The sequence below is a fragment of the Candidatus Saccharibacteria bacterium genome, from assembly GCA_012965045.1.
GTDB lineage: Bacteria > Patescibacteriota > Saccharimonadia > Saccharimonadales > DTSZ01 > DTSZ01.
In genome coordinates this window covers 843,078-866,898 of sequence record DTSZ01000001.1, presented here as the reverse complement: position 1 = coordinate 866,898, position 23,821 = coordinate 843,078, and the positions used below count along the sequence as shown (strand labels likewise).

General features: G+C 41.3%; 23 protein-coding genes. 2 read left to right on the top strand and 21 right to left on the bottom strand.

All coding sequences use genetic code 11. From position 1 onward, the window contains the following. Positions 1–68: 68 nt before the first annotated feature. From EYO12_04455 to EYO12_04405, 11 genes are all read right to left on the bottom strand, one after another. Entirely contained in the window at positions 69–1,286 is a 1,218-nt protein-coding gene (locus EYO12_04455; protein HIA92332.1) for a type II secretion system F family protein, read from the bottom strand. A 2-nt stretch (positions 1,287–1,288) separates the two neighbouring features. After that, the gene (locus EYO12_04450; GenBank protein ID HIA92331.1) at positions 1,289–1,621 is read right to left on the bottom strand and encodes a hypothetical protein; all 333 of its coding nucleotides are present in this window, start codon (positions 1,619–1,621) and stop codon (positions 1,289–1,291) included. Continuing rightward, positions 1,614–2,264, bottom strand: a complete 651-nt coding sequence (locus EYO12_04445) for a hypothetical protein (GenBank protein ID HIA92330.1) — start codon at positions 2,262–2,264, stop codon at positions 1,614–1,616. The genes EYO12_04450 and EYO12_04445 overlap by 8 nt, the downstream gene beginning before the upstream one ends. Continuing rightward, positions 2,264–2,932 carry a hypothetical protein gene (locus tag EYO12_04440; GenBank protein HIA92329.1) on the bottom strand — a complete coding sequence of 223 codons (669 nt, stop codon included), beginning with the start codon at positions 2,930–2,932 and terminating at the stop codon, positions 2,264–2,266. Before EYO12_04440 ends, EYO12_04445 begins: the two co-directional genes overlap by 1 nt. A 48-nt stretch (positions 2,933–2,980) precedes the next feature. Beyond that, positions 2,981–7,894 (bottom strand): hypothetical protein, encoded by a 4,914-nt coding sequence (locus tag EYO12_04435; protein ID HIA92328.1) that lies wholly within the window; start codon positions 7,892–7,894, stop codon positions 2,981–2,983. A 134-nt stretch (positions 7,895–8,028) separates the two neighbouring features. Next, positions 8,029–9,186, bottom strand: a complete 1,158-nt coding sequence (locus tag EYO12_04430; GenBank protein ID HIA92327.1) for a cell wall-binding repeat-containing protein — start codon at positions 9,184–9,186, stop codon at positions 8,029–8,031. A gap of 5 nt (positions 9,187–9,191) precedes the next feature. Continuing rightward, positions 9,192–9,842: a hypothetical protein gene (locus EYO12_04425; GenBank protein ID HIA92326.1), complete on the bottom strand. Its 651-nt coding sequence runs from the start codon at positions 9,840–9,842 to the stop codon at positions 9,192–9,194. Between the two features lie 119 nt (positions 9,843–9,961). Further along, positions 9,962–10,525, bottom strand: a complete 564-nt coding sequence (locus tag EYO12_04420) for a hypothetical protein (protein HIA92325.1) — start codon at positions 10,523–10,525, stop codon at positions 9,962–9,964. Beyond that, positions 10,518–11,099 (bottom strand): hypothetical protein, encoded by a 582-nt coding sequence (locus EYO12_04415; protein ID HIA92324.1) that lies wholly within the window; start codon positions 11,097–11,099, stop codon positions 10,518–10,520. The genes EYO12_04420 and EYO12_04415 overlap by 8 nt, the downstream gene beginning before the upstream one ends. Continuing rightward, entirely contained in the window at positions 11,086–11,739 is a 654-nt protein-coding gene (locus EYO12_04410; GenBank protein ID HIA92323.1) for a hypothetical protein, read from the bottom strand. The genes EYO12_04415 and EYO12_04410 overlap by 14 nt, the downstream gene beginning before the upstream one ends. 190 nt (positions 11,740–11,929) lie before the next feature. Next, positions 11,930–12,559 (bottom strand): hypothetical protein, encoded by a 630-nt coding sequence (locus EYO12_04405; protein HIA92322.1) that lies wholly within the window; start codon positions 12,557–12,559, stop codon positions 11,930–11,932. 150 nt (positions 12,560–12,709) lie between these two features. On the opposite strand from EYO12_04405, the gene EYO12_04400 reads away from it, so the two are divergent. Further along, on the top strand, positions 12,710–14,374 hold the full coding sequence (locus EYO12_04400; protein ID HIA92321.1) for a hypothetical protein: 1,665 nt from the start codon (positions 12,710–12,712) through the stop codon (positions 14,372–14,374). Positions 14,375–14,380: 6 nt separating this feature from the next. On the opposite strand, the gene uppS is transcribed toward EYO12_04400, so the two are convergent. From uppS to EYO12_04375, 5 genes are all read right to left on the bottom strand, one after another. After that, a complete protein-coding gene (gene uppS / locus EYO12_04395) occupies positions 14,381–15,118 on the bottom strand; it encodes a di-trans,poly-cis-decaprenylcistransferase (protein HIA92320.1) in 738 nt (245 codons plus the stop codon). A gap of 125 nt (positions 15,119–15,243) precedes the next feature. Next, a complete protein-coding gene (locus EYO12_04390; protein HIA92319.1) occupies positions 15,244–16,872 on the bottom strand; it encodes a hypothetical protein in 1,629 nt (542 codons plus the stop codon). Between the two features lie 154 nt (positions 16,873–17,026). Then, positions 17,027–17,419 (bottom strand): HIT family protein, encoded by a 393-nt coding sequence (locus EYO12_04385; GenBank protein HIA92318.1) that lies wholly within the window; start codon positions 17,417–17,419, stop codon positions 17,027–17,029. A gap of 287 nt (positions 17,420–17,706) precedes the next feature. After that, entirely contained in the window at positions 17,707–19,245 is a 1,539-nt protein-coding gene (locus tag EYO12_04380; protein HIA92317.1) for a CoF synthetase, read from the bottom strand. After that, complete coding sequence (locus EYO12_04375) at positions 19,242–20,261, bottom strand: hypothetical protein (protein HIA92316.1); 1,020 nt, start codon at positions 20,259–20,261, stop codon at positions 19,242–19,244. The genes EYO12_04380 and EYO12_04375 overlap by 4 nt, the downstream gene beginning before the upstream one ends. 94 nt (positions 20,262–20,355) lie before the next feature. Here EYO12_04375 and ychF point away from each other — a divergent pair, with 94 nt between their 5' ends. Continuing rightward, positions 20,356–21,429: a redox-regulated ATPase YchF gene (gene ychF / locus EYO12_04370; protein ID HIA92315.1), complete on the top strand. Its 1,074-nt coding sequence runs from the start codon at positions 20,356–20,358 to the stop codon at positions 21,427–21,429. Between the two features lie 3 nt (positions 21,430–21,432). On the opposite strand, the gene EYO12_04365 is transcribed toward ychF, so the two are convergent. From EYO12_04365 to rpsR, 5 genes are read right to left on the bottom strand one after another with little or no spacing between them, the layout of a single operon-like run. Continuing rightward, on the bottom strand, positions 21,433–21,648 hold the full coding sequence (locus EYO12_04365; GenBank protein HIA92314.1) for a hypothetical protein: 216 nt from the start codon (positions 21,646–21,648) through the stop codon (positions 21,433–21,435). 40 nt (positions 21,649–21,688) lie between these two features. After that, positions 21,689–22,462, bottom strand: a complete 774-nt coding sequence (locus tag EYO12_04360) for a TlyA family RNA methyltransferase (protein HIA92313.1) — start codon at positions 22,460–22,462, stop codon at positions 21,689–21,691. Beyond that, on the bottom strand, positions 22,428–22,997 hold the full coding sequence (locus EYO12_04355) for a hypothetical protein (GenBank protein HIA92312.1): 570 nt from the start codon (positions 22,995–22,997) through the stop codon (positions 22,428–22,430). Before EYO12_04355 ends, EYO12_04360 begins: the two co-directional genes overlap by 35 nt. Then, positions 22,978–23,535 (bottom strand): elongation factor P, encoded by a 558-nt coding sequence (gene efp, locus EYO12_04350; GenBank protein ID HIA92311.1) that lies wholly within the window; start codon positions 23,533–23,535, stop codon positions 22,978–22,980. Before efp ends, EYO12_04355 begins: the two co-directional genes overlap by 20 nt. A 9-nt stretch (positions 23,536–23,544) precedes the next feature. After that, positions 23,545–23,745, bottom strand: a complete 201-nt coding sequence (gene rpsR, locus EYO12_04345) for a 30S ribosomal protein S18 (protein HIA92310.1) — start codon at positions 23,743–23,745, stop codon at positions 23,545–23,547. Between the last annotated feature and the right edge of the window lie 76 nt (positions 23,746–23,821).

The following is a 23,821-nucleotide window of genomic DNA, read 5'->3' as shown; positions in this document are numbered from 1 at the left end:
ATACTTAATTTATTTTTCAATAGCTATACTATATTTCTAATCATAAGCTTATTCAAAACTACTGTCAACTACCCTCCGTTTACAAGGCCGTATATAGGTAGTAGTACAGCAGCAACCAGGAAAGCGATCATTCCACCTAAAAGAATCATTGTTGCCGGTTCAATTAGGCTCGATAAGTTGTCAATGGCCTGATCAACCTCTTCTTCATAGTAGCCGGTAACTTTAGCTAAACTATCACCAATGCTGCCAGTTTCTTCACCGACACTTATCATTTTACCCACTAACGGCAGGAAGTTTTCATCCTCTTCTATCGGCTTAGAAAGCGTGGCGCCAGATTTAACGCGCTGAGCGATCAGGCGGATTGACTCCTCAAGATGAATGTTATTTATTGAATTTGCTGTAATCTCTAACGACTGCAGCATGGGGACACCGCTGTTAATTAATGAGCTCAGAGTGCTAGTAAACCGAGTCATGTATACCTTGCGGATGAGGGTTTTGAAACCAGGAATATTTAATTTAAAGCGGTCAATCGTCCTTCTTCCTTTATCAGTTTGCGCCAGGGAGCGGACTCCCAAAAACATTCCAGCCAATCCAAATAGAATAAGGAACCAAAATTTAGTCAAAAAGCTTGCCAGCCCGAGCAGCATATTGGTCTGCGCTGGAATTGGACGATTCAACTCAGTGTATATTTTACCTACCTCTGGTAGAACGACTGTGATCATTAACCCTGACACAAGCAAAACAACAACAAGCACCACAATCGGATACGTTAGTGCTCCTTTAATCTTCCTATTGATAGTAGCGTTCTTTTCTTCTTGAGTGGCAAGCTTAGAAAGTGTGTCGTCGAGATTTCCTGATACCTCACCAGCTGATACAACGTTTACATAAACTTTACTAAATACATCTGGGTACTTTTGAAGTCCTTCCGCCAAAGAATTGCCTGCCTCAATTGATATAGATAATTCACGGACAATGTCTTGCATTTTGACGTTTTCCATCTGATCAATTAGCAGCCTCATTGCAGAAGCAATTGGGAGCCCAGCTTTAATTAGCGTTGCAAGTTGTCGAGTGAAAATCACCCTGTCATTTGCGCTTATTTTCTTGAGTTTATCTTGTAGGAATTGTGTATTAAATTTATTTCCTCGATACGGCTCTACGCTGTAAGGATAAAGATTTTTAGCGATTAGCATTTTTGATGCTTCTTCAACATTAGTTGCTCGAATAGTCGCGACTATATTTTCGCCAGTCGAGTCTATTGCTTTATAGGTATAGTCGTTAGCAGCCATAGTTAATTACTGAAAGGATTAGGCTTACCTAAGTCTTCGGTGTTGACGGATGGGTAGTTGCTGTCTCTTTTTTTGATTTCATTAAGACTCTGCTCCTCGAACTCCGTCGGAATTACTGATTCTTCAGGAAGGACTTCCACAGGCTTTTTAATCATAGTTAAGTACACCACTACCGCCACAAGGATTAGCACTAGCCCGAGTAAAATAATTTCATTTATTTGTTTCCTATTTACATGAGGTGACAACTCTGGCTTTGACTTAGGAGACTCACTTTTTACAACTTTGGGAACTTTCGTAGGCTTAGAAGCTGTTTGATGTTTTGTAGTTTTAGCCATCTATTACCTCCTCATCTACTACGCCGTCGTCACCTAAAAACTCATCGTCAGTAGCTGAATTTGCTGGGTCAGTCTGGAAATAAGCTTCGATAGCAATATCTACAGATAAGCGCGGGTTTTCTTCAGTGCCACCTCCGAGTACTGAAAGTTTATCAACGCTAATAAATCGGGCGCTATTACTTAGTAGATCAAAAAATGATAGTAGTTCTTCATAGGTTCCAGTTATCCCTATGCTTACGGAATATGTTGAAAAAGGTTCATCGGACTCCTCATCACCTTCGAGCAAACTAGATACACCAACAGGAGTAAAGCTTGTCATAATAACTCCACTTTGTGTTTCAAAAAACGACATTAACGAAAGTAGTCGATCTTCGTCTACGCCAACAGGAAGTAGCGCCAGTGCCCTGTCAGCTTCTTCAGAGATTGACTGTAGGTTCGCCTCTAGCTCTTGTGTAGCTGTTGCTAAATTATTGAGTTCGGTAATCTCTTGCTGCATGAATGCTTTTTCAGCACTATTTTCGCTTAATGTGCTTAATTGTTTAGCGTAAAGTAAGTACCATGAAGCAAAAAGCGCAGCTAATCCAGCTAATAAATAATAGCCTATTTTATTACTGATCGTTTTACTCATTTTAACGTTTGACATTACTGAGCCCCCTCCTGATCGTTCTCGATATCTTCGAACAATTCTTCACCTGTAGGGTTTTCGCCTTCTGTGATGTCATCAAAAACTACGAAACTTGGAACAAATTCGGTTGTTATATTATATGAATACACTCCTTCGTCTCCGAGCACAGTTTGAGAAAGTGCCGTACCTGTAAAATATCCTTCTGTATTTTCTTCAGTGTCTAAAAATTCTTTTTCTGTATTTAATAACCCTGCTATAAATTGTGCGATAAACTCATTACTTGTAGACGTGCCTGTAACACTAATTAATCCTTCATCACTTTGCGAAAGCTCACTTATAATCACATCTTCGGGAACCACTGCAGCAAGCTTTCGGAGTAGCTCGGCTGGCTTGCTCTGTGTTTCATACAGTGCAATCAAAGAATCTAGCGCATTTTGAATTTTTGCAGCTTCATTTCTTATTGCAATATTCGCATCTGAGTTTACTTCTTCGGATAACTGCTGCTTTTCTTCTGTTATTGAGGTCACAGAACTGTTACTGGATGCAACTAGCAGTTGCAATATCAGCCAGACAAGTACGAGTAGCCCCATAAAACCAATAAAAACAAAGTCAATAACCTTCTTAACAAACGCCTCTCGTCGCTGCTGTAAAATAATATCTGGAAGTAAGTTTATTTTGATATTCATTGCTTATGCTTATGTTATCAGTATTCGACCTGTATTCCTATGATAATTTTAATTCCTCGGTGTAGCTTCATTCCAGTCAGCCGCCTCACTAAATATCCGAGAAAAGCCAGGAGGAGTATTAACCACTACGCGCCCATCGTAGTTGAAAAACTCTGCATTAGAATTTGCACTCAGCCTTGCCCCACTGGGTTGTCGTAGCAATGCAAAACGTCGAGCGACTACGAGACCATTCAGCCTAAAGGGCATGTCATTTGTTGTAGTGTCTGTCGACCCAAAGAAGTTAGTGCATCCAGCGTTAGCATCAGCTATCCTGCTGTCAATTATAAAGCAGCCTGCTGTGAATATGTTTGCGTCTACCCGGCGCACACTGTCTTCAATAATAACTCGTCCTCGGACAATAATACCCAGAGATGGTAGGGTTTCTCTATTTGAGCCGCTTGGGCCATATACCAGTCCGTTACCAGTTCCGTTAGTTGACCTTATTCGCAAATCTCCCTCGACAATTATTAATCCAGCACCGCCTGTTACGGTTTTGTCAGTAAGCGTTAGGTCTCCTGTATGATGATAGATTTTATCTCGAATATTAGTGCTTCCCGTGCCGCTAATTGTACCTACTGAATTATCAACCAGCTGGTCATAGTTCGTGAAAACTGCTTCTATATTGCCATTCAGATAATTCCCGGCAGCATCTTCATCGGGATTAATAATGTAGTTACAAAATGTAGTGGAAGCCGCGCAATTAGTTCCTGTTGGACCATTGATATTTGTAATGCCGTTTGAACTTGTGAATATAAATGCAGAACCAAAGGTGCTCGAGTTAAAGTAACTGTCTAACCTCCCGGCTGAAAATACGTCAGCATTAGCAGTCCCGATTGTGGCGTTAAATATAGTTGAACGTCCGCGAGCAGGTAGAATCGATGCTGCAGTTGGCAGGTTAGAATTTGGCTGCAACCCATATAACAAGTTGTCAGTTACGGCTCCAGGTATGCCGCCCTCTAATGCGCTTAGTCTTTCTCCGAGCCTTCTGTAGTGGTCAGTATAGCTAGTTTCGTACCGGACTCGTTGCGGATTAGATACCCACTGCCAGCCAGTATCAACAGTATTATCAACCCTACCATCACCGTTGCCAGTTAGACCACCGTTGCCAGCAGCGCCAGAGCCATACACTCCGTACACATGGCCGCTTGGAGTTGCAGACGATTCATACAGATTACTTGCAGAAGGATACCAAGTATAAGACCTTGAATTATTATCGTTATTTATGCTTCCGTTATCATAAATACAAACTTCTGAACTATTTGTTGTATACGAGCTATTGAAGTTTGGCGTAGTAGATCCTGAGTAAATATAGCGCTTTGAATAAGCTTTATCGGTAGTGTTATACTCCCAGCGCTGTGTGTGTGGTGGTTTATTTGTAGAGCCTGAATTGTCCATAGGAGTAATACTTGTATCCTGCCAATACGCTGTATTGCCTGTATTTGCCCACGTCGGGTTGGTTGTTGGGTCCCCCCCAAAATAACTATTAGTATTTGTTCCGTTTAGTGAACTGAGGGTTTTACTTGTATTCAACCAGCCATACCGAGTTTCCAAATTTCTTGGGGTATATGTTTTTGTGTTCTTTATATAGGTAGGCGCTGTGTCATAAGAAGTGTTGTCGCATGTCTCTCGTACGTGATCGTGGTTGTTGTAGCTGTAACACGTTTGGTAGTCAGGATTATAATCTTCATCATCAGGATCGGTGCTGCCAGACTCATCGCAGGTATTGTAGTGAGTATGATTTGGCACAGGTGTGCCCACTGTATACGAATCCCAATAAAGAGTTTCTCTTGTGCTCGGGCCGCGATCGATACCCGTCACTATATTCTGAGCTCTTGTTGTGCTCCAATGGCCTTTGTCGTCAACCTGAGTCCAATCAATATATTCATCCCACACTAATTCTGCTCTATCCAGAGAGTCTACAGTCGATGTATACGTGACAGGTTCACTTGGGTTGGTGTACGGAGGATTACTGTCGGTATCTTGACCATCTTGCAGTAATGACAGAAGCGTTACGTCGCGGATTTGTTGCTTTCGGCCATCTGCTTGCGATTCACTCACATTCTGCGGGTCGAAAGAAAAATTGGACGGACTGCCCGAACTGTTAGGAAATTCGATTCTATTCGGAATAGTAGTTTGGTTAAAACCTGTGTCGTCTGTGTTTGGATTCCTGACGTTATCCCAGCGCGGTAATATTGGGTCTGGACCCTGGCTGCCGCTTGGCAGCTCGCCAGCTTCCGTATACCTGTTTCTGTCCCAAAGTTGGAGAGCAGCGCTATCTACCTTGCCTTGTAGCAAGGTGTTTTTAGCATCAGAATCTACGCCAACCGCCCGAACACGAATGTTAGAAATTTCAACATTTTCTATGTTATTGCCGGTATGACCACCAATATCAGCGGTAGAATTATTAGAAAATATTCCACCACAATTTGGGTTATAGGCTTGCTTACCATACGTACCACAAGAAATAACTTGATTACTATCAACGCTAACTGCTATGCGTGAATCATTAGTCTGTTCTTGTTTAATTGTAAGCCAGTGGTTTCCATTAGGAGTAGTGCTTCGATCCTTTCCTTTTGTTCCATTAGTGTTTGGTATGCCCAAATTATCAGATTGAGGTACATATGCCAAAGGTACGCGTTTTTTACATGAAGAACCTGGACAATTCAATTCAGCCTCGAGATTTAATGAGGTAATAGAATTAACATTAGCTTTAGGGCTTGAGTCGAGGTTTAAGGTGTCCCCTGAATCATTTCCGTATATACCGCTAACCCATAGATACTTACTGACTCCACTTTGGTTAGTTCTAGTTGTAGCATCTGGCCAAATATACGCATCGACATCAGCCCTAAAGGTTTGGTTGTCGCGCAGTGCATTTGGCATGCTAATTAAATTAGCTCCATAAATTTTGTGCTCAGGAAATCCGAGTTCATCATCCTTAGAAAAATAAAAGAAAACATGTTTTGTGACATTATTATCATTCGCATTAAACGAAACGTTACGGTTATTAACGTTGGCTATACCATTCGTTGAACACGCACTAGTAGTTTGAGCTCTCGCTCCTTCATACGTCCATCCGGCATATGTTGTATTTAAAATCGAAACATTATTAGTAGAACCAGCTATAAATGTCCCCGTGATAGCACTGGAGTTCTCGGTTGGACGAGAAGGTGAAGTGCGGCGAATTGTTGCAGAGCTTGGCGGATCGCTAGATGCAAGCGTCGTACAATCGTCGGCATTCACCTTATGGAAGGTGATGTAGTTATCATTTGAAGCATAGTGGAACCATAAGTCAACGTAGAAAGTGGTACTGGCAGTTTGAGGTTCGGCAATAGTTGGGAGCGTCATCGTACCACCTGGCATAGGCGTTACATCCAGGGTTGAATGATCGCAAGGTTGCTCAGGCGAGGGTATTCCTGGACCGCTCAAACCATACAACTTCGGCGTACCATCTGGATTTTCACATAATGTGTAGCCCAGCAATCTATACCCGCTAGGGACTTGTGGAGTGAAAACTTGCTCCTCGTCATAGCTAATGTCATTAAATTCGTACGGTTGAGCAGTAGTAGGGTTCGGTGAGCTTGTCATGCCTTGCATATCAATCGAGGCAGTTTGAACCTCTGACCCATTTGGTGGTGTAGTAATATTACTGTTTTCACCAATTACTTTCATACCTTGAACTTTAAGGTCATTCCCCTGCGGGTCTATACCAGCACATGAATTATCAGGGTCATAATCTATGCCGTTAGAGTTCGCATACCAGTTGTGCAAGTCTTCACGGAAGCTATTGTTATATGACACTGAATCAAATGGCACCCAGAGCCGAACGCCATTAGTGCGGTTTACATTTCGCCAAATCCAAACCATCTTTGTACCGTCTGGTTGTCCTGGTATTTCAGCTTCTCCGTAAACTGCATTACCACCTAGTTGGCTATCTGCTTGCGACGTAATTAATCTTACGGAATTGCCATCACGGTCAACTTCATGCAACTCCCAAGAAATAGTGTCGGTCTCAATACCGCCCCAGTCAGCATCAAACCACTTTAAGAAAAAGTTGAGCGGTTGATCGTTATTGTCCTTTGGTTGTATGCAGGGCACAGCAAATTCAAAATAAAAATCTTGGTCAAAATCGTTATTACCTCGCTCTTGAAATGAGTAGGAGTTATTGTCGCCACCAGCTACACCGCTACCACTATTATAAGCACTTGAGGCCTGGGCCTCAGAACAGTCTTTTTCGCCGAGCTGATTAAACGTACATACAGAGCGCACGCCAGGTGAGCGATACGATATATAACCATTAGTACCAGAGCTAATCTGCGCTTTAAAGGCATTAACAGAAAAAGGGCCTGAACCTGAATCAACAGCATCTTCAAGCGTGACTTCTAACACTACTACATGCATGCCATGATAATTCGATGGCTCAGCTTCTGCCGGTAAATCATTTAAATTTATATCAATGGTTGCCCAGTTATTGCTAAAAATAGGGTTTTTTAAATCTCTATCTACTGGGTAAGCTGGGTTGCCTGCCTTATTGTAACCAAGCTGCAAAAACGGCTGCCCCACAATTGTCTCTTGTGCGTTAGTGCCAAAAAACTTAACGACCGTATCGGTTGCGATACAGTGGCCATCTGCATCCCATCTAACACCCGAACCGTTGTTAGCGTTATCAAATGAAGTTGTCCCCCCATTAGTGTTTCGATTACAGGCAATATCAAACAAATCTACTTGCTTATTTGGATTAGGGTCATCAGCTGGAAACAACAACTTAAGTCGTACCGTCGGTGCATGTAGGCCACTTCCGGCTCCTGCATCTGCAGCTTCAATAAAAATATTAGGATCTGTATTTACCTGACTGCCATTATAAGTAAGTTCATTATTTGGTATGATCCTACTGCCAACTGTTTGTGCGTATAAATTACTGTGCAAAAAAAGAGTCAAGAAAAGACTGATGAGACCAATGCCCACCATATGAACTTTTTTTCTACTATCTATTTTTTTCAACCACATAATGCTTATGCATTAAGAGTAGTGCAGTCTATCTGTTAAGTCAATAAATAAGCTTATGCTGCTGGTACGGTTTTTAGCTGGGTCTCAAGGTCAGCTGAAACGGCTGCTGGACCGCCATATATATTTATAGAACTTAGGCGAGTATTTGCTTGAATCTGCCCTGATTGCAGCTCGTGCAGAAAATCAACAATTTGCTGATTCGTCTGACCTGGTTCGGCTAAAAACTGAATGCTGCCTTTACGAATTGCCACCAACGAATCAGCAAATGTCCTGCTGGTTGCAATGCCGGCACGTATACGCTCTGGCGACCCTGCAGCGGTGAGCAAATACCGAGCAGCCTCTACTGACATAGCAGCCGGGCTAGAACTCGATAAACTCATCTGGGGCTCGATGCCCGTTTGGCTATGGAAGCAATCCCCTGCTCGATCCCCAATAGTTATAACTCTCCAGTTTTGAGCCCAAGGTTGAAATTTTTCTTTTTGTTGCTGTGTTAATGTCGAGTTTTCAATATATTCGATTTCATAGCCAAGATTTGCTGCTAAAGAGGCAGCGACCATCACTTCTGATTCATTATCATTACTAGCATCAACAACCACAAGATTACCTTGCCCAGGAACATGCGTAGCAGCCTCATGGGCAGTATCAATTCTAGTAGCGCCTGCTATACGTTCTACATAGAACCCATTTTGACTTAAATAATCCTCATATGCCTGATCGACAACAGCCGAACCTCCAACAATATACACCTCTGGTCTTTTACCAGTTTCCTCTTGTAAAGTCGCAATTCTCATAATTGAATCTAACGCCAGTGAATCAGAAGGCTGATGCCAGGCATATTGCGACTTGTCAGCCTCAGGTACAGTCCCTAGCACTGGCACAACCGCATACCCAAGTGGAGCAACTGTCATTGCGTCAGCGAACTTACCCCCAGTAACAACTGCGATCCGCTGAACAGTGTGATTTTCAGGGTACTCAGAATTTATTATCATCTGAGCAGTTTCAAAACGATCAGCTCCCCCGATTCGATTTACAGGTACATAGGCTTCTTGGTTTTCCGGACTAGCACTCTGCTCAGCGTTGGCTACTTCGCTAGAAAGAAATGTACTACCAATTGAGACTGCAGCTCCGCCCCATAATGCCGCTTTTAAAAATTCACGACGCGACAGTTCAGGACTTTGATCTAAAGCCTGGATTTTTGGCACCTCGGACATGACTATTATCCTCGTCGTTGATCGTAGTTAATTACAGTACCGTCGTTCTGACCAGCAATATGTTCGTCAACCACCAAAGAGGTAGTCGTTCTCGTTTCTCCTGCGAATCGCCTTCGAGTATGCACGTTATCGCAAGGGTTTTCAGGATCGTCAATGCGTTGCTCTGCGATGCGGACAAGGTCAGTATGAATCGCATTTGAGCCACCAACGACTGCAATGGAAGTAATATCAAATTCAGCATCATCAGCTTGCATTTCCATTAGTGTCGGATAAAAACTTGCATAATCATGAGTGGTTCCTGTTTCGCTGCCAGGTTCAGTTCCGCCTGTCTGTTCTGGCGCGCCATTTTCATCGAAATAATAAACACTTACTGCATGTTCACCAAATCGTTGCTTGTAGTGTTCTGTGAGGCGCTCAGTGGCCTCTGTGTCACGAGGATTTATAATATTACCTTGGCTGTCGTATGTAGCGTCTCGAGAAATTATTGCTACTTGTCCCATACCTTGTTCAAAGCAAGCAGTCCCGGACTGATGACTTCGATCAGACCTATTATAATATTCTGGAGATTCATTTTCTTGAGCAGTAGCTATAGCAGCATGAGGCATTAATATCGCTGTCGCTGCAAGTGTTGAGGCTAGAATTTCTTTAGAAGGCATTATAGAACTCCTTATACATATAATTATACATGCATTTATATACTGTTGTATACCCTCTGCTTGACACTACAATACACTTTTTTTAATATTGTGTCAAATACCAGCCTTTATGCGGTTGGCTAGCGTGTTTCGATATAGTAAGTTAACTCATCTAATTTATTAGTGATAAATTGCTTTTCTTGCTTAAAACTCTCTTCGTGCCTGGCTGTAATTTCAAGAGCGTATCCGTAATAGGTTAGAGCCTGTTCGTAATTCTCTTGTAGTTCGTAAGAGTATGCTAAAAGTTCTAAAGATTCATATGCCAAGAAGTCATTATCATTCAATATTAGACTTTCAAGAACCACCTGGGCTTCTTTGTACTCTGCATAATCTATTAGCAACCGAGCTTTAGCGAGACTTGCATAGTCTTTATCTATGCCTGTTTGAGAATCTTCATAATCTTGCATAATTTGCAAAGCGATATCCAGGCTCCCAAGCTCTGCAGCTTCGTTTGCTGATATAACAGCACTTGCTAATGCAGCGTCAGATTCTTGAGAAACAAGAGCTTTAGATTCATCAGAACCAGCATTAGGAAAAAGAAATCCTAAAAGCACTAGCATAATTCCAAGTAGTACAAGCACGACTAATGCAATACTAACTTTAGCTACGTTTGGGGTTTTTGAGGAGTCACTAACTTTAGTCATTGGAATTCTCTGCTAAAAACTGCTCTGTATCTTCTGCAATTTTATCTACTTCAGTCTGAGTGATTTGGTATGACTGAATATGCTCCGAGTCTAGTAGCGACTGTAAGAAGGTGAACTGCTGAAGGGCTAATTCACTATTGCCGGAGTTGGCAGCTGCCTGTGCATACTCATAAACAATCCTAGGGTCTGGGTATTCTTCGTAAAACGCTAATGCCTGTGAGTAAGAATCAGTGGCTGCTTGGTAATTGCCAAGTGAAGATTCATATTCTGCGCGCTTTAGGTAGAGTAATGACTCGTTCTCTATAACACAATCGCATGAGCTTATCTGTTCATTTATGTAGTCAATTGCCGATTGGTTCGAACCATTTCGCTCGGCAGCAGTAGCCCCAACCAAGATAGTCTCTGCTGGTTTTATTGCCGGTGTAGTAGTTTTTGAGTTTTCGCTATTTGACACAACTACATAACTCATACAATATCCAGCGACCACAACTAGTGCAGCTGTTACAAGATATTTATAATTATTAAAGAAAAATTTATTAAGACTTTCAATAAAATTCATGCTAGTTTTCATCATTAGCCAATCTTTCTTCTACCACAGATATCTGATGCTCGGCTAATTGTTTGTTTTGCTCTATGATCTCTTGCACTTCTGCCTCGCTGAAGTCAGAATCAGCATAAATTTCTTTATATTCATCAAGCTTAGTTAGCACCAACTGATACATTTCTAGAGCCTCTAAATAGCGTTCTGACGAATACGCATAGCTTGCGTGCTGCAAAACAAGATCGACTCGGGCGTTCGCTGGATCGTTTTCTAAAGAGAGCAAAGAGGCTTGGTAGGCCCCGTCGTCGTCGTCCAATTTATACCGTAAATTACCAATACGCTTGTATAGGAAAACATCATTTTCGTCGAATTTTGCGTCGGAGCCTAAAACATCCTCTTCGAGCGCAATTAAAGCGGCTTCTGGTCCCTGCTGCTCTTCAAGATCATACGAAGCGTTTAGTAATACATGAGATGGAATAAGTTCTTCTTCTTCGACTATGACTGCACTAGGATCCTGAAGGCCTGAATTTCCTAACTGTGAAATTACGGATGCACAAATAATTAGTACACTAACCAATGACACCCAAAACAAAGCAGAGCGTTTTTTAGATACTCGCTTCCTCAATCGAACCGCTAGACTATGTAATTTGTTTTTTCTTTTTTTATCAGCCATGCACCCTCACCAATGTATATAGGCTACTATACATCAAGCATGAGCATAGTTTCAATTTAGATAATCTGGGTTATGATTGAGCTCACTTTTTATTTAAAAGTACTATCATAGGGCCCAGCAATAAATGGTCTCTACATAACACCAAAAGCAATGTGATCAAAAACTAACGTTCGCGGAATTGACGAATTTTTTATTCTGAAACGCGTTCGCTTGGCTCGTGTCGATTATAATAGCCAGATGATGAGTCTGATTCTGTAGAAGTCGATTCTTCTGGTGTTGGACTAGGTGTAGGTGTTGCATCTGATTCAGGGTAGCCATCATTTGCGCCACTGGCTTCTTGGTAGTGTAATTGTGATATTTCTCGAGTGACTTCTCGTTTTGTGGCGTCACTGCTTGGTCCAGCAAGGCGTTCTACGCTTGGAGTATCGCAAGAATCCTCGGCATCATCTACTCTTTCTATGAATTCTTCCACGCTTGCTGCGCTAACCGCCATCTCACCACCAACAATATAAATTTTTGATACACCATTACCTTGGTTATCGAACATTTCGGCTTGAGCTGGGTATTGATAATTATCTGGATTGTTTGCAACTTCAGGTCCATTTAGGGTAAGAGCCATAACAGTATTACCAGCATCATTTAAATAGCTTTCGAGCTCTCCAACGGCAGTTGCGTCTCCTCTACCGCCTACTATGAGTGTGCTGCCATCAGTTGTCTGTTCGCAAATGTTTTCCGCAAAAGCTTCGCCAACCATTACTGGGCTTCCAGCTAAAGCGGCTGCGGTTGTTACTGCGGTTAATTTTTCAGCAAATTTGGTCATATAATTCCTTACATAATTAATTATTGAGTAATGACCCTCAGCAAATACTCAGTTACATAAATATTATACACTTTTTTTGTAATTTTTCAAGGTAAGATTTTTCGTATTATTAATAATGTTGTATAATTTGTTTATTGTTAGAGAGTATCAATGTTTGAACAAAAAACTAAAGAGAAAATAATCGCTACTGGCCTGAGCGCTGCATTAATGCTGGGCGCTACGGCAGCGTCCGCTCAAGAAGAAACTCAGCACAGTACTGCAGTATCTGCTGCTGACTGCGACTCACTTTCACCCGACATTGAACCAGAAGCTATTTCAGACAATCATACTGAATTTATGAACGACTTATGGGCAGAGTATGTCCATGGGGGTCTGGAAGACCTGCCTGACTTATTAATTGATCTGACAGAATATTATGATGTGCAATTTTCTATTGCGGACCAAACTAATAACCAAGGTTCTTACCAAGAAGAATACTTTGAAGATAGTGATTTCTCCGGAGAGGCTTCCGGTAGAGACAACTATAGATATAGATGGTTTATAAGTGGCTTAGTGAAATCACTTAGTAAATACCCTCAATCAATTTTACCGCGCATGGTAGACACAATCAGAATAGTTAAATCAATAGATGGCTCAGTCGGTGGCTACTACCTTGGAGAGGTACACTCTATATCCTTAATATTGGACGAAGAAACTGAAGCTATTGACCATGAACTCAGTCACGCACTTGATGATGTCTTATGCGTAGACCATGAATCAAATGAGAGTGATTTTTGGGCGGATGCGGACTTTGCGAATATGAATACAGTGGATTATTTGGGTTTCAGCGCTTACAGAAATAAAAGCTACGCTGTCCTCTCTCCCGAATATTTCATGGTTAGCCCCACCCAAGAGTTTGCTTCTCCGTACGCAATGATTAATGTAGCTGAAGATAGAGCCAAGTCTCTTGAATTTTTAATTAAGTATGGGCTTCCGCAAGACAACGACCCTCACCACGGGTCGCCTTTTCACTATAAGTTAGAGCTTATGAGTCAGAGAGTGCAAATGCTTATACCAAACTTCCCTACCTTTATTCGTGATACAACAGAGGCTCAAAGGCAAGAACAGGGGCCAGAGCAGTGGTATGGTGAAAAAGCATATACCTATTATGAATCTAAGCTAAGAGACGCCATCCAAGCAAGTGGCGCTATCCCTTCTATGGTATCAGGCCACGATGTAACTGATAATGTTGTAGATTCAATCCGATCCGATAATGGTATTTTATTTTTACAGGGTGCACTGATTGTACAGCCAGATACTGAGCTGACCGAATCACACCAGAATGATCAATCTCTGGATGACTTAGACTCAAATTCAGGAATAATAATTATTCAAAACCCTATCATTAAACTTAAAGATCCTGCGCGAGAGACACCACTCACCTCATTAACTGACGAAAATGTGGAGTATATTGCAGTACAAACTTTTAATGAATCCGGAGATATTAGGTTTGTGTCTCTTGATCTACGGACTGCTGCTGCAGAATTTACACCAGCAGAACAATCCGAAAATGAATCTGAAACAGATATTGCGCATATTATACAAACTACACAAACGAATAGCCCCCAACACTCAAATAACCTACAAGTTCTGAATATACCGAGAGTTTACACAGACTCAACGTATAATTTAGCACTCGCCTATCCCGTTACAACAGCACATGAACACCGAGAAATAGTCAGCGAGGCTCTAAGTGCACGAACAAGTATGCCTACAGAAAACGACTGGCGGCCAGCTACTGTGTCACCAGAATATTACTCTCGCAGATCTGAATAGGTTTTTTTACTTGCCTAAGCGGCGTTCACGTTCGTTAAAGTCGTCTAAGACTTCTTGTAGTTTTTCGACTTTAAAGTCGGGCCACAACACCTGAGGAAAAGCATATTGCGTGTTATCTGTTAATAGACTCAAAAAGCCCACGCTGTTATGTGGGTCTTCCCAAGCTCCGGTGCGAATTATAAGATCGACATCTGGTATGTGTCCTGTCCAAGAATGCTGGCGTAGAAGTGTGTTGCCGTCAATGTCGGTGTCTTCACGGGTTTGGAGTATCGATTCAACAGCTGCGCTGCGTTCATCAACGCCGTCATAGCCAATCAATAGAACTAATCGCCGCTTGTTGTACTGCTTTGTATCATCAACTACCTTTTGTAGATTTGCTATTGTTGCTTCACCGAGTAAGTTTTTCCATTTACCGATTATTTCAACCCGAACTTCGTGTTTATGAACGTCTTCTTCGTTTATAAGTTTTTGTGAAAAAACACTATAAATTCGCTCCAACACCTCCACTTCTTTGCCGTTGCGTTTAGTAAGGTTGGCTGCTGAACTTCCCCAAAAACTGACAGTAGTAACGCCGTGCTCAAACGCTGCTCGAATAACCTCGGCTGCGCGGTCAGCCCCTTGGTCGTACATTTTTAGAGTACCAAAAATACCCTGGGATTTCGCCCATCTACGGTTTCCGTCTGGAATAATCGCTAAATGATTAACAACGCTCTGTAAAATAGTATCGGAATCTGCAGTTGACATGTTTGAATATTATAGTAACTTACTTCGTTAAGTTCTAGTAAATATGTCGCGCAGGATCTATTGTCGGATTAACCATCCAATGAATATCATCAAAATATAACCAAAGTCACAGGATTAGTTAAAGACTAAATCTTTTTAGTGAGCAGAATCTCATCAATGCTGTCATACGACGTAGCACCATCCTGGACTTGGGCCCTGACGACGTCAGTATGTTCTCGTATTCTCTCTTTAGACAAAGCGGTGTATTCAACTCCGCTACCTGATTCATTCTTTCTCATTTGAATAGATGTATCTGCTCCATACACTTCAACATTATCGCCCCCAAGCTCACATATCTGCCTAGCAATTACGGATACAATAGAATCTTCACCTAAACTTACTTTTGTACCATCTTTAGCTTTGTTGTACGAGTCTGTGCTAGTAGCTGCCCTACAAGCTTTAATTATTATTCTCTTTTTGCCTTGAGCTTCTTCTGGATCATCTATTGCACGACTTGGCTGCATAAATTCTTCTGTTAATCTACCTAAAGACTTTGAATCGCGAATAGCTATACCAAAATCTCCAGATTCGTGGTGATCTGCGTTGAAAGCATCGACCATTTGTTTACCTGAAATGGTTGCAATGAATCTTCGACGTCTTTCAGGACTACTTCTGTCGCTAATACTTAACTGTCCCTCGGCACCGTGAGCGGCTAATACAAATGTTGAAGGCTGTATGCCAACTTTTTCTAACCGTAGCATATGGCGGTATATGTCTGTTGGAGAACTAATTTCAAAAAACAGCGTACGCCCATTTGAATCAAATAATCCCGGGCCATCTCCGAGCACACCATTGTGATCACCAAGAGCGTTCGCCATATATACAGTTACATCGTGATTACTCAATTCCTCGGCCAGTGCATGAGGGTCATCAGACAACCGCACCATGCGCTCTAATTGTTCTACTGTGTAATTTTCTAAGCTGTAGATACCAGTTTCTGTAGTCAGTGCTTTAACACTCTTAGGGCCGAAATGGTCCATATGTGAAATAAACTGCGCAATATTCTCCGCATAACCACGTCTGGAAACGGTAAAAGCATACTTTTGTGCTTCTTCTGGCTCCATAGAGTATGCTGACACTACTATATTCTCAAACCAGGTCTGAACAACCCTTTGCCGTTCACCCCAAGAAACACCAACCTCATAAGTAATATCCTTGTGCATCATAGCTTCTATAGTTGTCTTATGTACCAGCATTTCCCGTACTGCACAGTCGAATTCGCTTCTCTCTGTTCCTGGGTCGGTAATGAGATCAGCCGCCTGATCCTTGCCATGCTGAATTTGAAGAATCGAAATTATTTTACCAGCAGCATATCTTTGACTATCTCTGCGTGCTTGGTCTAAGGTACTAAGCAAATCTTGGTGAAGTGCTCCTTGTGCATCTTCGGCTGTAAGTGCAGTCGCAATTTTGTCATCAGAGAAGTAGCCCAAAAATCTTTCGAAATCAGTAGATTTGGGTTCTTTACCAAACACAGTGTTCATCAGATTTTTCTCTTGCTTGAATACAGAGTAATAAGCAGCTATATCATGCCCATTTGCTTCTGTATCTTCTTGAAGTCTTTTTCTTATACCACGTAATTCAGACGCGATGCCATCGTAGCCATCTGGAAATTTGTCGCTCCCTGTGATTACGCTATTAGACACCTGGCTAAAATAGTCACTCACGTCCTTCAGAGAGGTTTCGACATTTGTAGGGTTGTGAGTACTTTCTGACATAATGGCTAGCTAGAATGCAAATTATTATTTTTATGGTTTTTAGTTTAATAATATTATATATACATTAGCATAATATTTACTTTTTGTCGACTTTAGTATTTTTAGCGAAACTCTATGTAATTTTTTTAAATTCACTAATTTTGACTAATTATTTTTATCGCTTGTTTTCAGGCTGTTTAAATATGTGACGGATTCCTTTACCAGCAAGCGGTTCGTCTTTGTATCGAGCTAATAGATGCAAGTGCGCATGTGCTACATTTTGTCCACCAGTTTTATTAACATTCCAGCCAATGTTATAGCCATCTGGAATCTCTTTGTCGTCAACAAAGGATTTCATTTTGTTTATGATTTCCTGCAAAGCCACCCACTCTCCTTTATTTAGTTCAAAAGGAGTAGAGATATGTCGCTTTGTTATAGCCAGTGCGGCATTATTAATACTTCCCTGTTCCATGTCCGTTATGTACCACAGATCATCTTCGTATAGCACATTAACTCTAAGTAGGTTATTTTCTTTGCAAAAGGAACAAAGTTGTTTTGTGTTATCCATTAATCCATATTACCTTCAAGTAATAAAAATAACTATGAATCTGTTTCGTATCATCTATAATCAAAGGTCACGAGTTTATCTATAGGGATAGCGAAGAGTTAGCTATACCGTATTTCCTCTCCTTTGAAATGCCGCAGCCGGATACTGGTCGAGGATATAGTAAAGAGTTTGTGTTGGAGTTGGTATACTGGGTGCGTCGTAAAAGGTCTTTTGCGAAGTTCATTGAAGTCGCCACAACTCTAAACAAACACACCTCCACCTCCCTTTTGGCTTCTTTACTTCTCTGCCTAGCTTTCGAGCAAAATTTTCTCCTTAACTGCTCGCTTGTAGTCAATGTTCCAAACGTAGTCATTTTTAAGTTTTTGATGTTCAACATCAAAAATTCCTGTTTCGTATTCGTAGGCTTTTAACTCTGGTTTATTGGCGGCTGTAGAATAAGCAGACTTAAAGTCTAGATTCATAATTTTAAGCTGGGTGATAATTTCGTCGAGTAATTGTTTTTGATCAGTTTTTTTGAGCTTTGTACCCTCCTCTAACTCAACCGCAATCATTAGGTGCTTAGAAGATGTTTTATCTTCGTAGCTTATTAAGCGAAATCCTTTAATTTTTGAAGCAAATGCATGAGCGTTAATTATCTGTTTTACTTCTTCAGGCCCCACCACAGCACCATTGTAATCAACGGAAAGATCACTCCGCCCGTAGTGGAACATAACACCAAAATCAAACTCTGCTTTATCTAAGATATCTTGACGCCCTGCACTGCGTAAGATTTTTTTAAGCTCATAAAAATGAACGACATGTCCAAGGTCGTGTATGTTGTACCTAATGCGCGGACTAATATTTTCTAAACGACAAATAGTTACAACTAGCTCGCCGTTTTTGTTTGTTTCAATCACATAATCGTACGGATTGTATTGAAAAATCATCGGTAAAATACCCCGATTTTGAGTTATAAGAGCTTTCTTTAAAGAATCATCTTCTTGCAAGGCGCGTCTTAGCGCAATCGTGAATTCGGATTCGTGAGCAATGTTTATTTCTAAGTCAGAAGCACCATATGATCCGATCACCTCCGTATAATATTCAAGCAACGTGTCACGCATCGCTTCGCTAATGCCTTCACCACCAAAAATTGCAGTAATTTTATATTTCGACCAATCAATTTCTTTAGTTTCGGTAATAAGCTTTAAAAAAGGCGGATACCCACAAATAACATATTCAAACTCCGGCCCTAACTCTAGAAGCGTATCGATAACTTTAACAACATCCGGACCAAGTGACTTAACTCGACTGACGCCAACCAAATTTATGGTTGTGTTTATTCCAGTAGCCCAGGCTCCCATAGAAAATGTGTTCAAAATAATCGGCTGTCTATCTACCATTACATGCTGGAATGAAACTTGCATGATTCTTTGTACAAAACGACGCTCTTTTGGGCCACGAACCCAGCTTGTTGGTTTACCGCTACTGCCGGATGATTCATCAAACATAACTCCTTCAGCCGGTAGGTTTCTATCAACAAGCTTGTCTAGAAGATTATATTGCTTAATGTATGAATCTTTATCCATTTCTGGCAAATCATTGAGTTGGGCGCCTTTAAAATTTATTGTTGGGCCTTTAAAAGGGCGTTGGCTCTCAATAAAATTTTTATACGCAGGTACACGGCGCCATGCGTATAAACATAAACGAACTGCCCTAATCCTCCCTAGAAAAACCCTAAAATTACCAACTTGCGGCGCAAGGAAAATTCTGTGAACTGATGGACCAACGTCTACATACCAAATTAGTTTATCTAAAATGGTGACCATAAAGATGTAAATGTACTTCATTTTGTTTCTCCGTTAATTACTAGATGCTCCTGCCAGGGTTTCCGCAAACTTTGAGCCGGTTTTTTAGATTGACCTGCTCTAAAAATGAATACCAAGTAGGACTCTTCTTTTGACTCGTTGTGCTTACCGACTAAGTTCAAAAAGTCTTGATGGGCTTTTTTATTACTTATGATTGTTCCAAACGGATGTAGATAGTCGCCGTTCTCGGCAATTTTTAGCCAAATTTTCATAATTGCACTACCAACACCGAACGAGTCTTGAGCCGTCTTGAAGGGAGCCATAATATAGAAAACACAACTATTGTCTTTCATGGTGCGTAGATAGTACTGTTTTATTAACGTTTTCAATATTGGCATCCGTAAAAAGGATGGGTGATTTGTGATGAATTTCATTAGAGTGCCGTTTAATTCCATGCAGTCATACGCAAGCCCATCTTTAGTCTGTATTATCTTCTTTTTTGAATAACGCAACCAATGATCTAGCTCTTTGCGCACCGGTTCGTTAAACATGTCATCGAATACAGCTCTTTGATTAAGCCAAATCGCATCGTGGGCCTGTTTTTTGTCTAATTGAATTAAGCTCATATTTGTCGGAATGCAACTCTCAATGCCAATGATTGCTTCTTTTGACAGTGGTGCATGGTACTTTTTTCTGGAAGTCTGCCTAAAAAGCAAAGCTTGCTTGTATTGTTTGTCCGGTGAGCTAGTATTCCAGTCTATTTTGACTAGGCCGCATCTTATTAGCCCTGTACCTTTTAGTTTACTGATCTCCGGCAGATTAACTTCGGCTTGGACAGAATGACCAAGGGCTCGACCGCTTTGATGAAGATACTCAAAAAATAAGCCAACGGTTACAAAACTAAAAATTAATGACACTCCCGTAGATTGCAGCCCGCGCTCTTTCTGAAAATAAACTTCATACGTATTATTATCCAATGTCTTTAAGCGCATTGGTTGGCCGTTATGGGGCGACGGGTAGCGATTTACTAGCTCAAAAAATTCGTTTTTGTTTATCATAGTTTGTAAGGACCTAACCTTAAGGCAAGTATAGCAAAGCGAACGACCCCTTTCGCACTTTTAACATTCGCCCTGCCGCCCTATACTAGTGACTATGTCTTTATCTATAGGAATCGTTGGTCTGCCGAATGTCGGAAAATCGACACTGTTTAATGCATTGACGAAAAACAATGTACTAGCGGCAAACTACCCGTTTGCAACTATTGAACCGAATGAAGGCATTGTGCCTGTACCCGACCAGCGGCTCGAAAAATTAACTGAATTGTTTAACTCGCAAAAGACGGTTCCTGCTACCGTAAAATTTGTAGACATAGCCGGCATTGTAAAAGGTGCTCACGAAGGTGAAGGTATGGGAAATGCTTTTTTGAGCCACATCCGTGAAACAGATGCGATTGCTCAGGTTGTGCGTGTGTTTAAGGACGACGACGTTCTTCATGTTGATAATCGCATTAGCCCCCAAGACGACATAGACATCATTAATGCCGAACTTATATTGGCGGATCTTCAGACACTCGAAAATCATCAGCCCAAGCTTGCTCGGCTTGCTAAGTCTGACCCAGAAGCAAAAAAGTCTATGCCTGTAGTAGAAGCACTAATTCACTCGCTAAACCGTGGTGAATTAGCAATTAATTCGGATCAAGATTTACAGCTGGTAAAGCACCTAAACCTGCTGACCGCTAAACCATTTATTTATGTTTTCAACCAAGACGAGGGCGGCATAATCGATGAAGCTGAACAAGAAAAACTAAAAGCTATGGCGCCAACCGACAACGTAGTATTTGTGAGCGCTAAAGTTGAAGCCGAAATTAGCGAATTAAACGGTGATGATGCGGCAATTTTTATGGCAGAATATGGGCTGCGAGAATCTGGTTTGGCTCGACTAAGCCGAGTTGGGTTCGAAACACTTGGGCTGCAAACCTATCTAACAGCTGGCGAAAAAGAGTCAAAGGCCTGGACAATAAAACAAGGCTACACTGCTCCGCAAGCGGCAGGTGTGATTCACGGAGACTTTGAACGTGGCTTTATTGCCGCTGATGTCGTTAACTACGACGACCTGTTAACTGCCCAGTCGTGGCATAAGGCCCGCGAAGCAGGCAAAGTTCGAACCGAAGGCAAAACCTACGTAATGAAGCCTGACGACGTCGTGGAATTTAAATTTAACGTTTAAGATCTAATCTTGGATTACTTCTACGCTAGATCCGTCTGGTGCATCGACAACAACTGACACAACGTCACTGGCGCCTTTTAAAAATCGTTCAAGTCGCTCTTTATCGTCTTGATTCAGAAAAGAATGTTCGATTCCTAAAGGCTGATTGTCTTCATCTGTAATGTAAACTGTTTCAACAGCAGGGTTTTTTAAAACTCGTTTTTGTTCTTTTGTAGACATAAATTTACCTTAGCATTTAATTACGCTTACGTCAATTTTATTACTTAGCTGCTTTAAGTAAATAGAACCGTTCTTGATTTCCTTTTCTACCCAAAACATCAGAATCTTGCTTTGCTTGAATTACAAATCGTTGTTTTGCCCATTGCTCAAAGTCTTTTAGTATCGCTCTTCGCATGGCGCTATTTTTTATCACGCCTTTATGTTTTTTATTATCACCAGCTTCAAATTGCGGCTTTAACATGGCTACTATTTGTGATTTGGCAGATAAAAGATTAGCTATAGACGGTAGGATTTCTCGTAAACTAATAAAACTTACGTCAATCACCACAATATCTGGTGACTTTTTTAAATAAATCCTATTCTTATTGTCCTCTGTTTTCTGTTTTCTGTTTTCTGAAACGGTTTTTCGCAAAAAAACGTTTCTAATATCCGTTTTTTCATGCAGCTCAATTCGCTGATCGGCGCGAAGGCTTGGGTGAAGCTGTTCGGTACCAACATCAATAGCAATAACTTTTTTAGCACCATGTTGCAGCGCAAAGTCGGTAAAGCCACCAGTAGACGAACCAACGTCGAGCACGGTTTTATCGTTAAAGTCGAGCTTTAAGATAGTAGCAACCGACGCCAGCTTATTACCTGCTCGCGATACGTATTTTTCTTTAATATCTACGTCTATGTTACTGGTTTCGTCGACAGTTTGCCCTGGTTTAGTAGCTGTCCGGCCATCAACTGTAACTTTTCCCATTCGAATAAGGCTGTTAGCTTGCGAACGGCTATTTATTTCAGGCAACTTCGTTAAGGCTATGTCTAAGCGCATTATCTAGAATATCCCCTGCTCTACCTATTAATGTCGTGTGGCGCTCTATGCGCTTTTGGTATTTATGTATCAACCCTAGCCTTTTTTCGGCTTGCTGTCGAAATTGCTCCTGAAGTGTAGGACTTAGATTGTCAAATGTTTCGGATTCTGGCAACCATGCCAATTCTTGTTGAGCGTCATCAAGTAAACCTGATGACTTGTCTGGCATACCAAAACTGTATTCTATTTTCGCAAGAACAAACATAGCATTGGCTGCACGAAATTGCAGGTGTGGGTTTTCAATATCTTGGAGCTTATGGTTGTACAAAGTTACAGCCTCCCACAATCGCGAACGAGCAGTATCAGTTAGCCTGTCATCATTACTCCCAAAAGCGTTTACGCCGCTTCTAACGAGTTGATTAAAGCGAGTTTCGCTCGAAAGGTATGGGTTTTCAAGCCACTGCTCGGCCTCCTCATACCTGTTGAACGGTCGGTCGGGCGTGGTTGTGTGGTTGGCAATAAACTCTTGGAATTTATTACTTGGCGCGCTCGACATAGCTACTGTCCCGTGAGTCTACCACTAAAACATCACCTGTTTTAACGAATATGGGCGCCATTATTTCTGCGCCGGTCTCAAGCTTTACCTTTTTTTGCACGGTTGACTGAGTGTCGCCTTTGACGACCTCTGGTGCTTCAACAACTTCAAGTTTAATTTTTGTAGGGAGTTCGACGTTTATCACATTACCTTCAAATAATTGTGCTGTAACATCCATACCTTCTTTAAGGAGTTGAGCTTGATCGCCAATAAGATCTGGATCAATTTCAAATTGCTCATATGTTTCGCCGTCCATAAAGTGCAATGCCGTGTCGGCGTACAAAAATTGAACTTTTTGACTACTGACATCAGCGGACTCTATTTTATCGTTACCGTGAAAAGTCTTATTTACGGTTGCTCCAGAAATAAGATTCTTAAGCTTAGTGTTAACAATAGAACCGCCTCGACCCATTTGTTTTTGGGCGTACTCGACCACTTTAAACGGCTGATTGTCGATCGTGATCAGTGTTCCCTTTTTAAGATCTGTAATAGACAACATACAGTGCCCCTAGTTTGCAACGAATGGTAATAGTGCGATGTGTCGAGCTCGTTTAATAGCCTTGGTCAGAGCTTTTTGCTGCTTTTCACTGAGTCCAGTTTTTTTGCGAGCGTCGATTTGACCATACGGGTTTACGAATCTTTGGAGAGTCTTAAAATCTTTGTAGTCAAAGTGTTCGATTTCATTCTTCTTTAAGTGCTTTTTTGCCATGGAGTTCCTTTCAGGAAATTTCACATTTTACAGTTTTCAATTTTCATTAATTTAACAATTTTCGTTTTAAAATAGA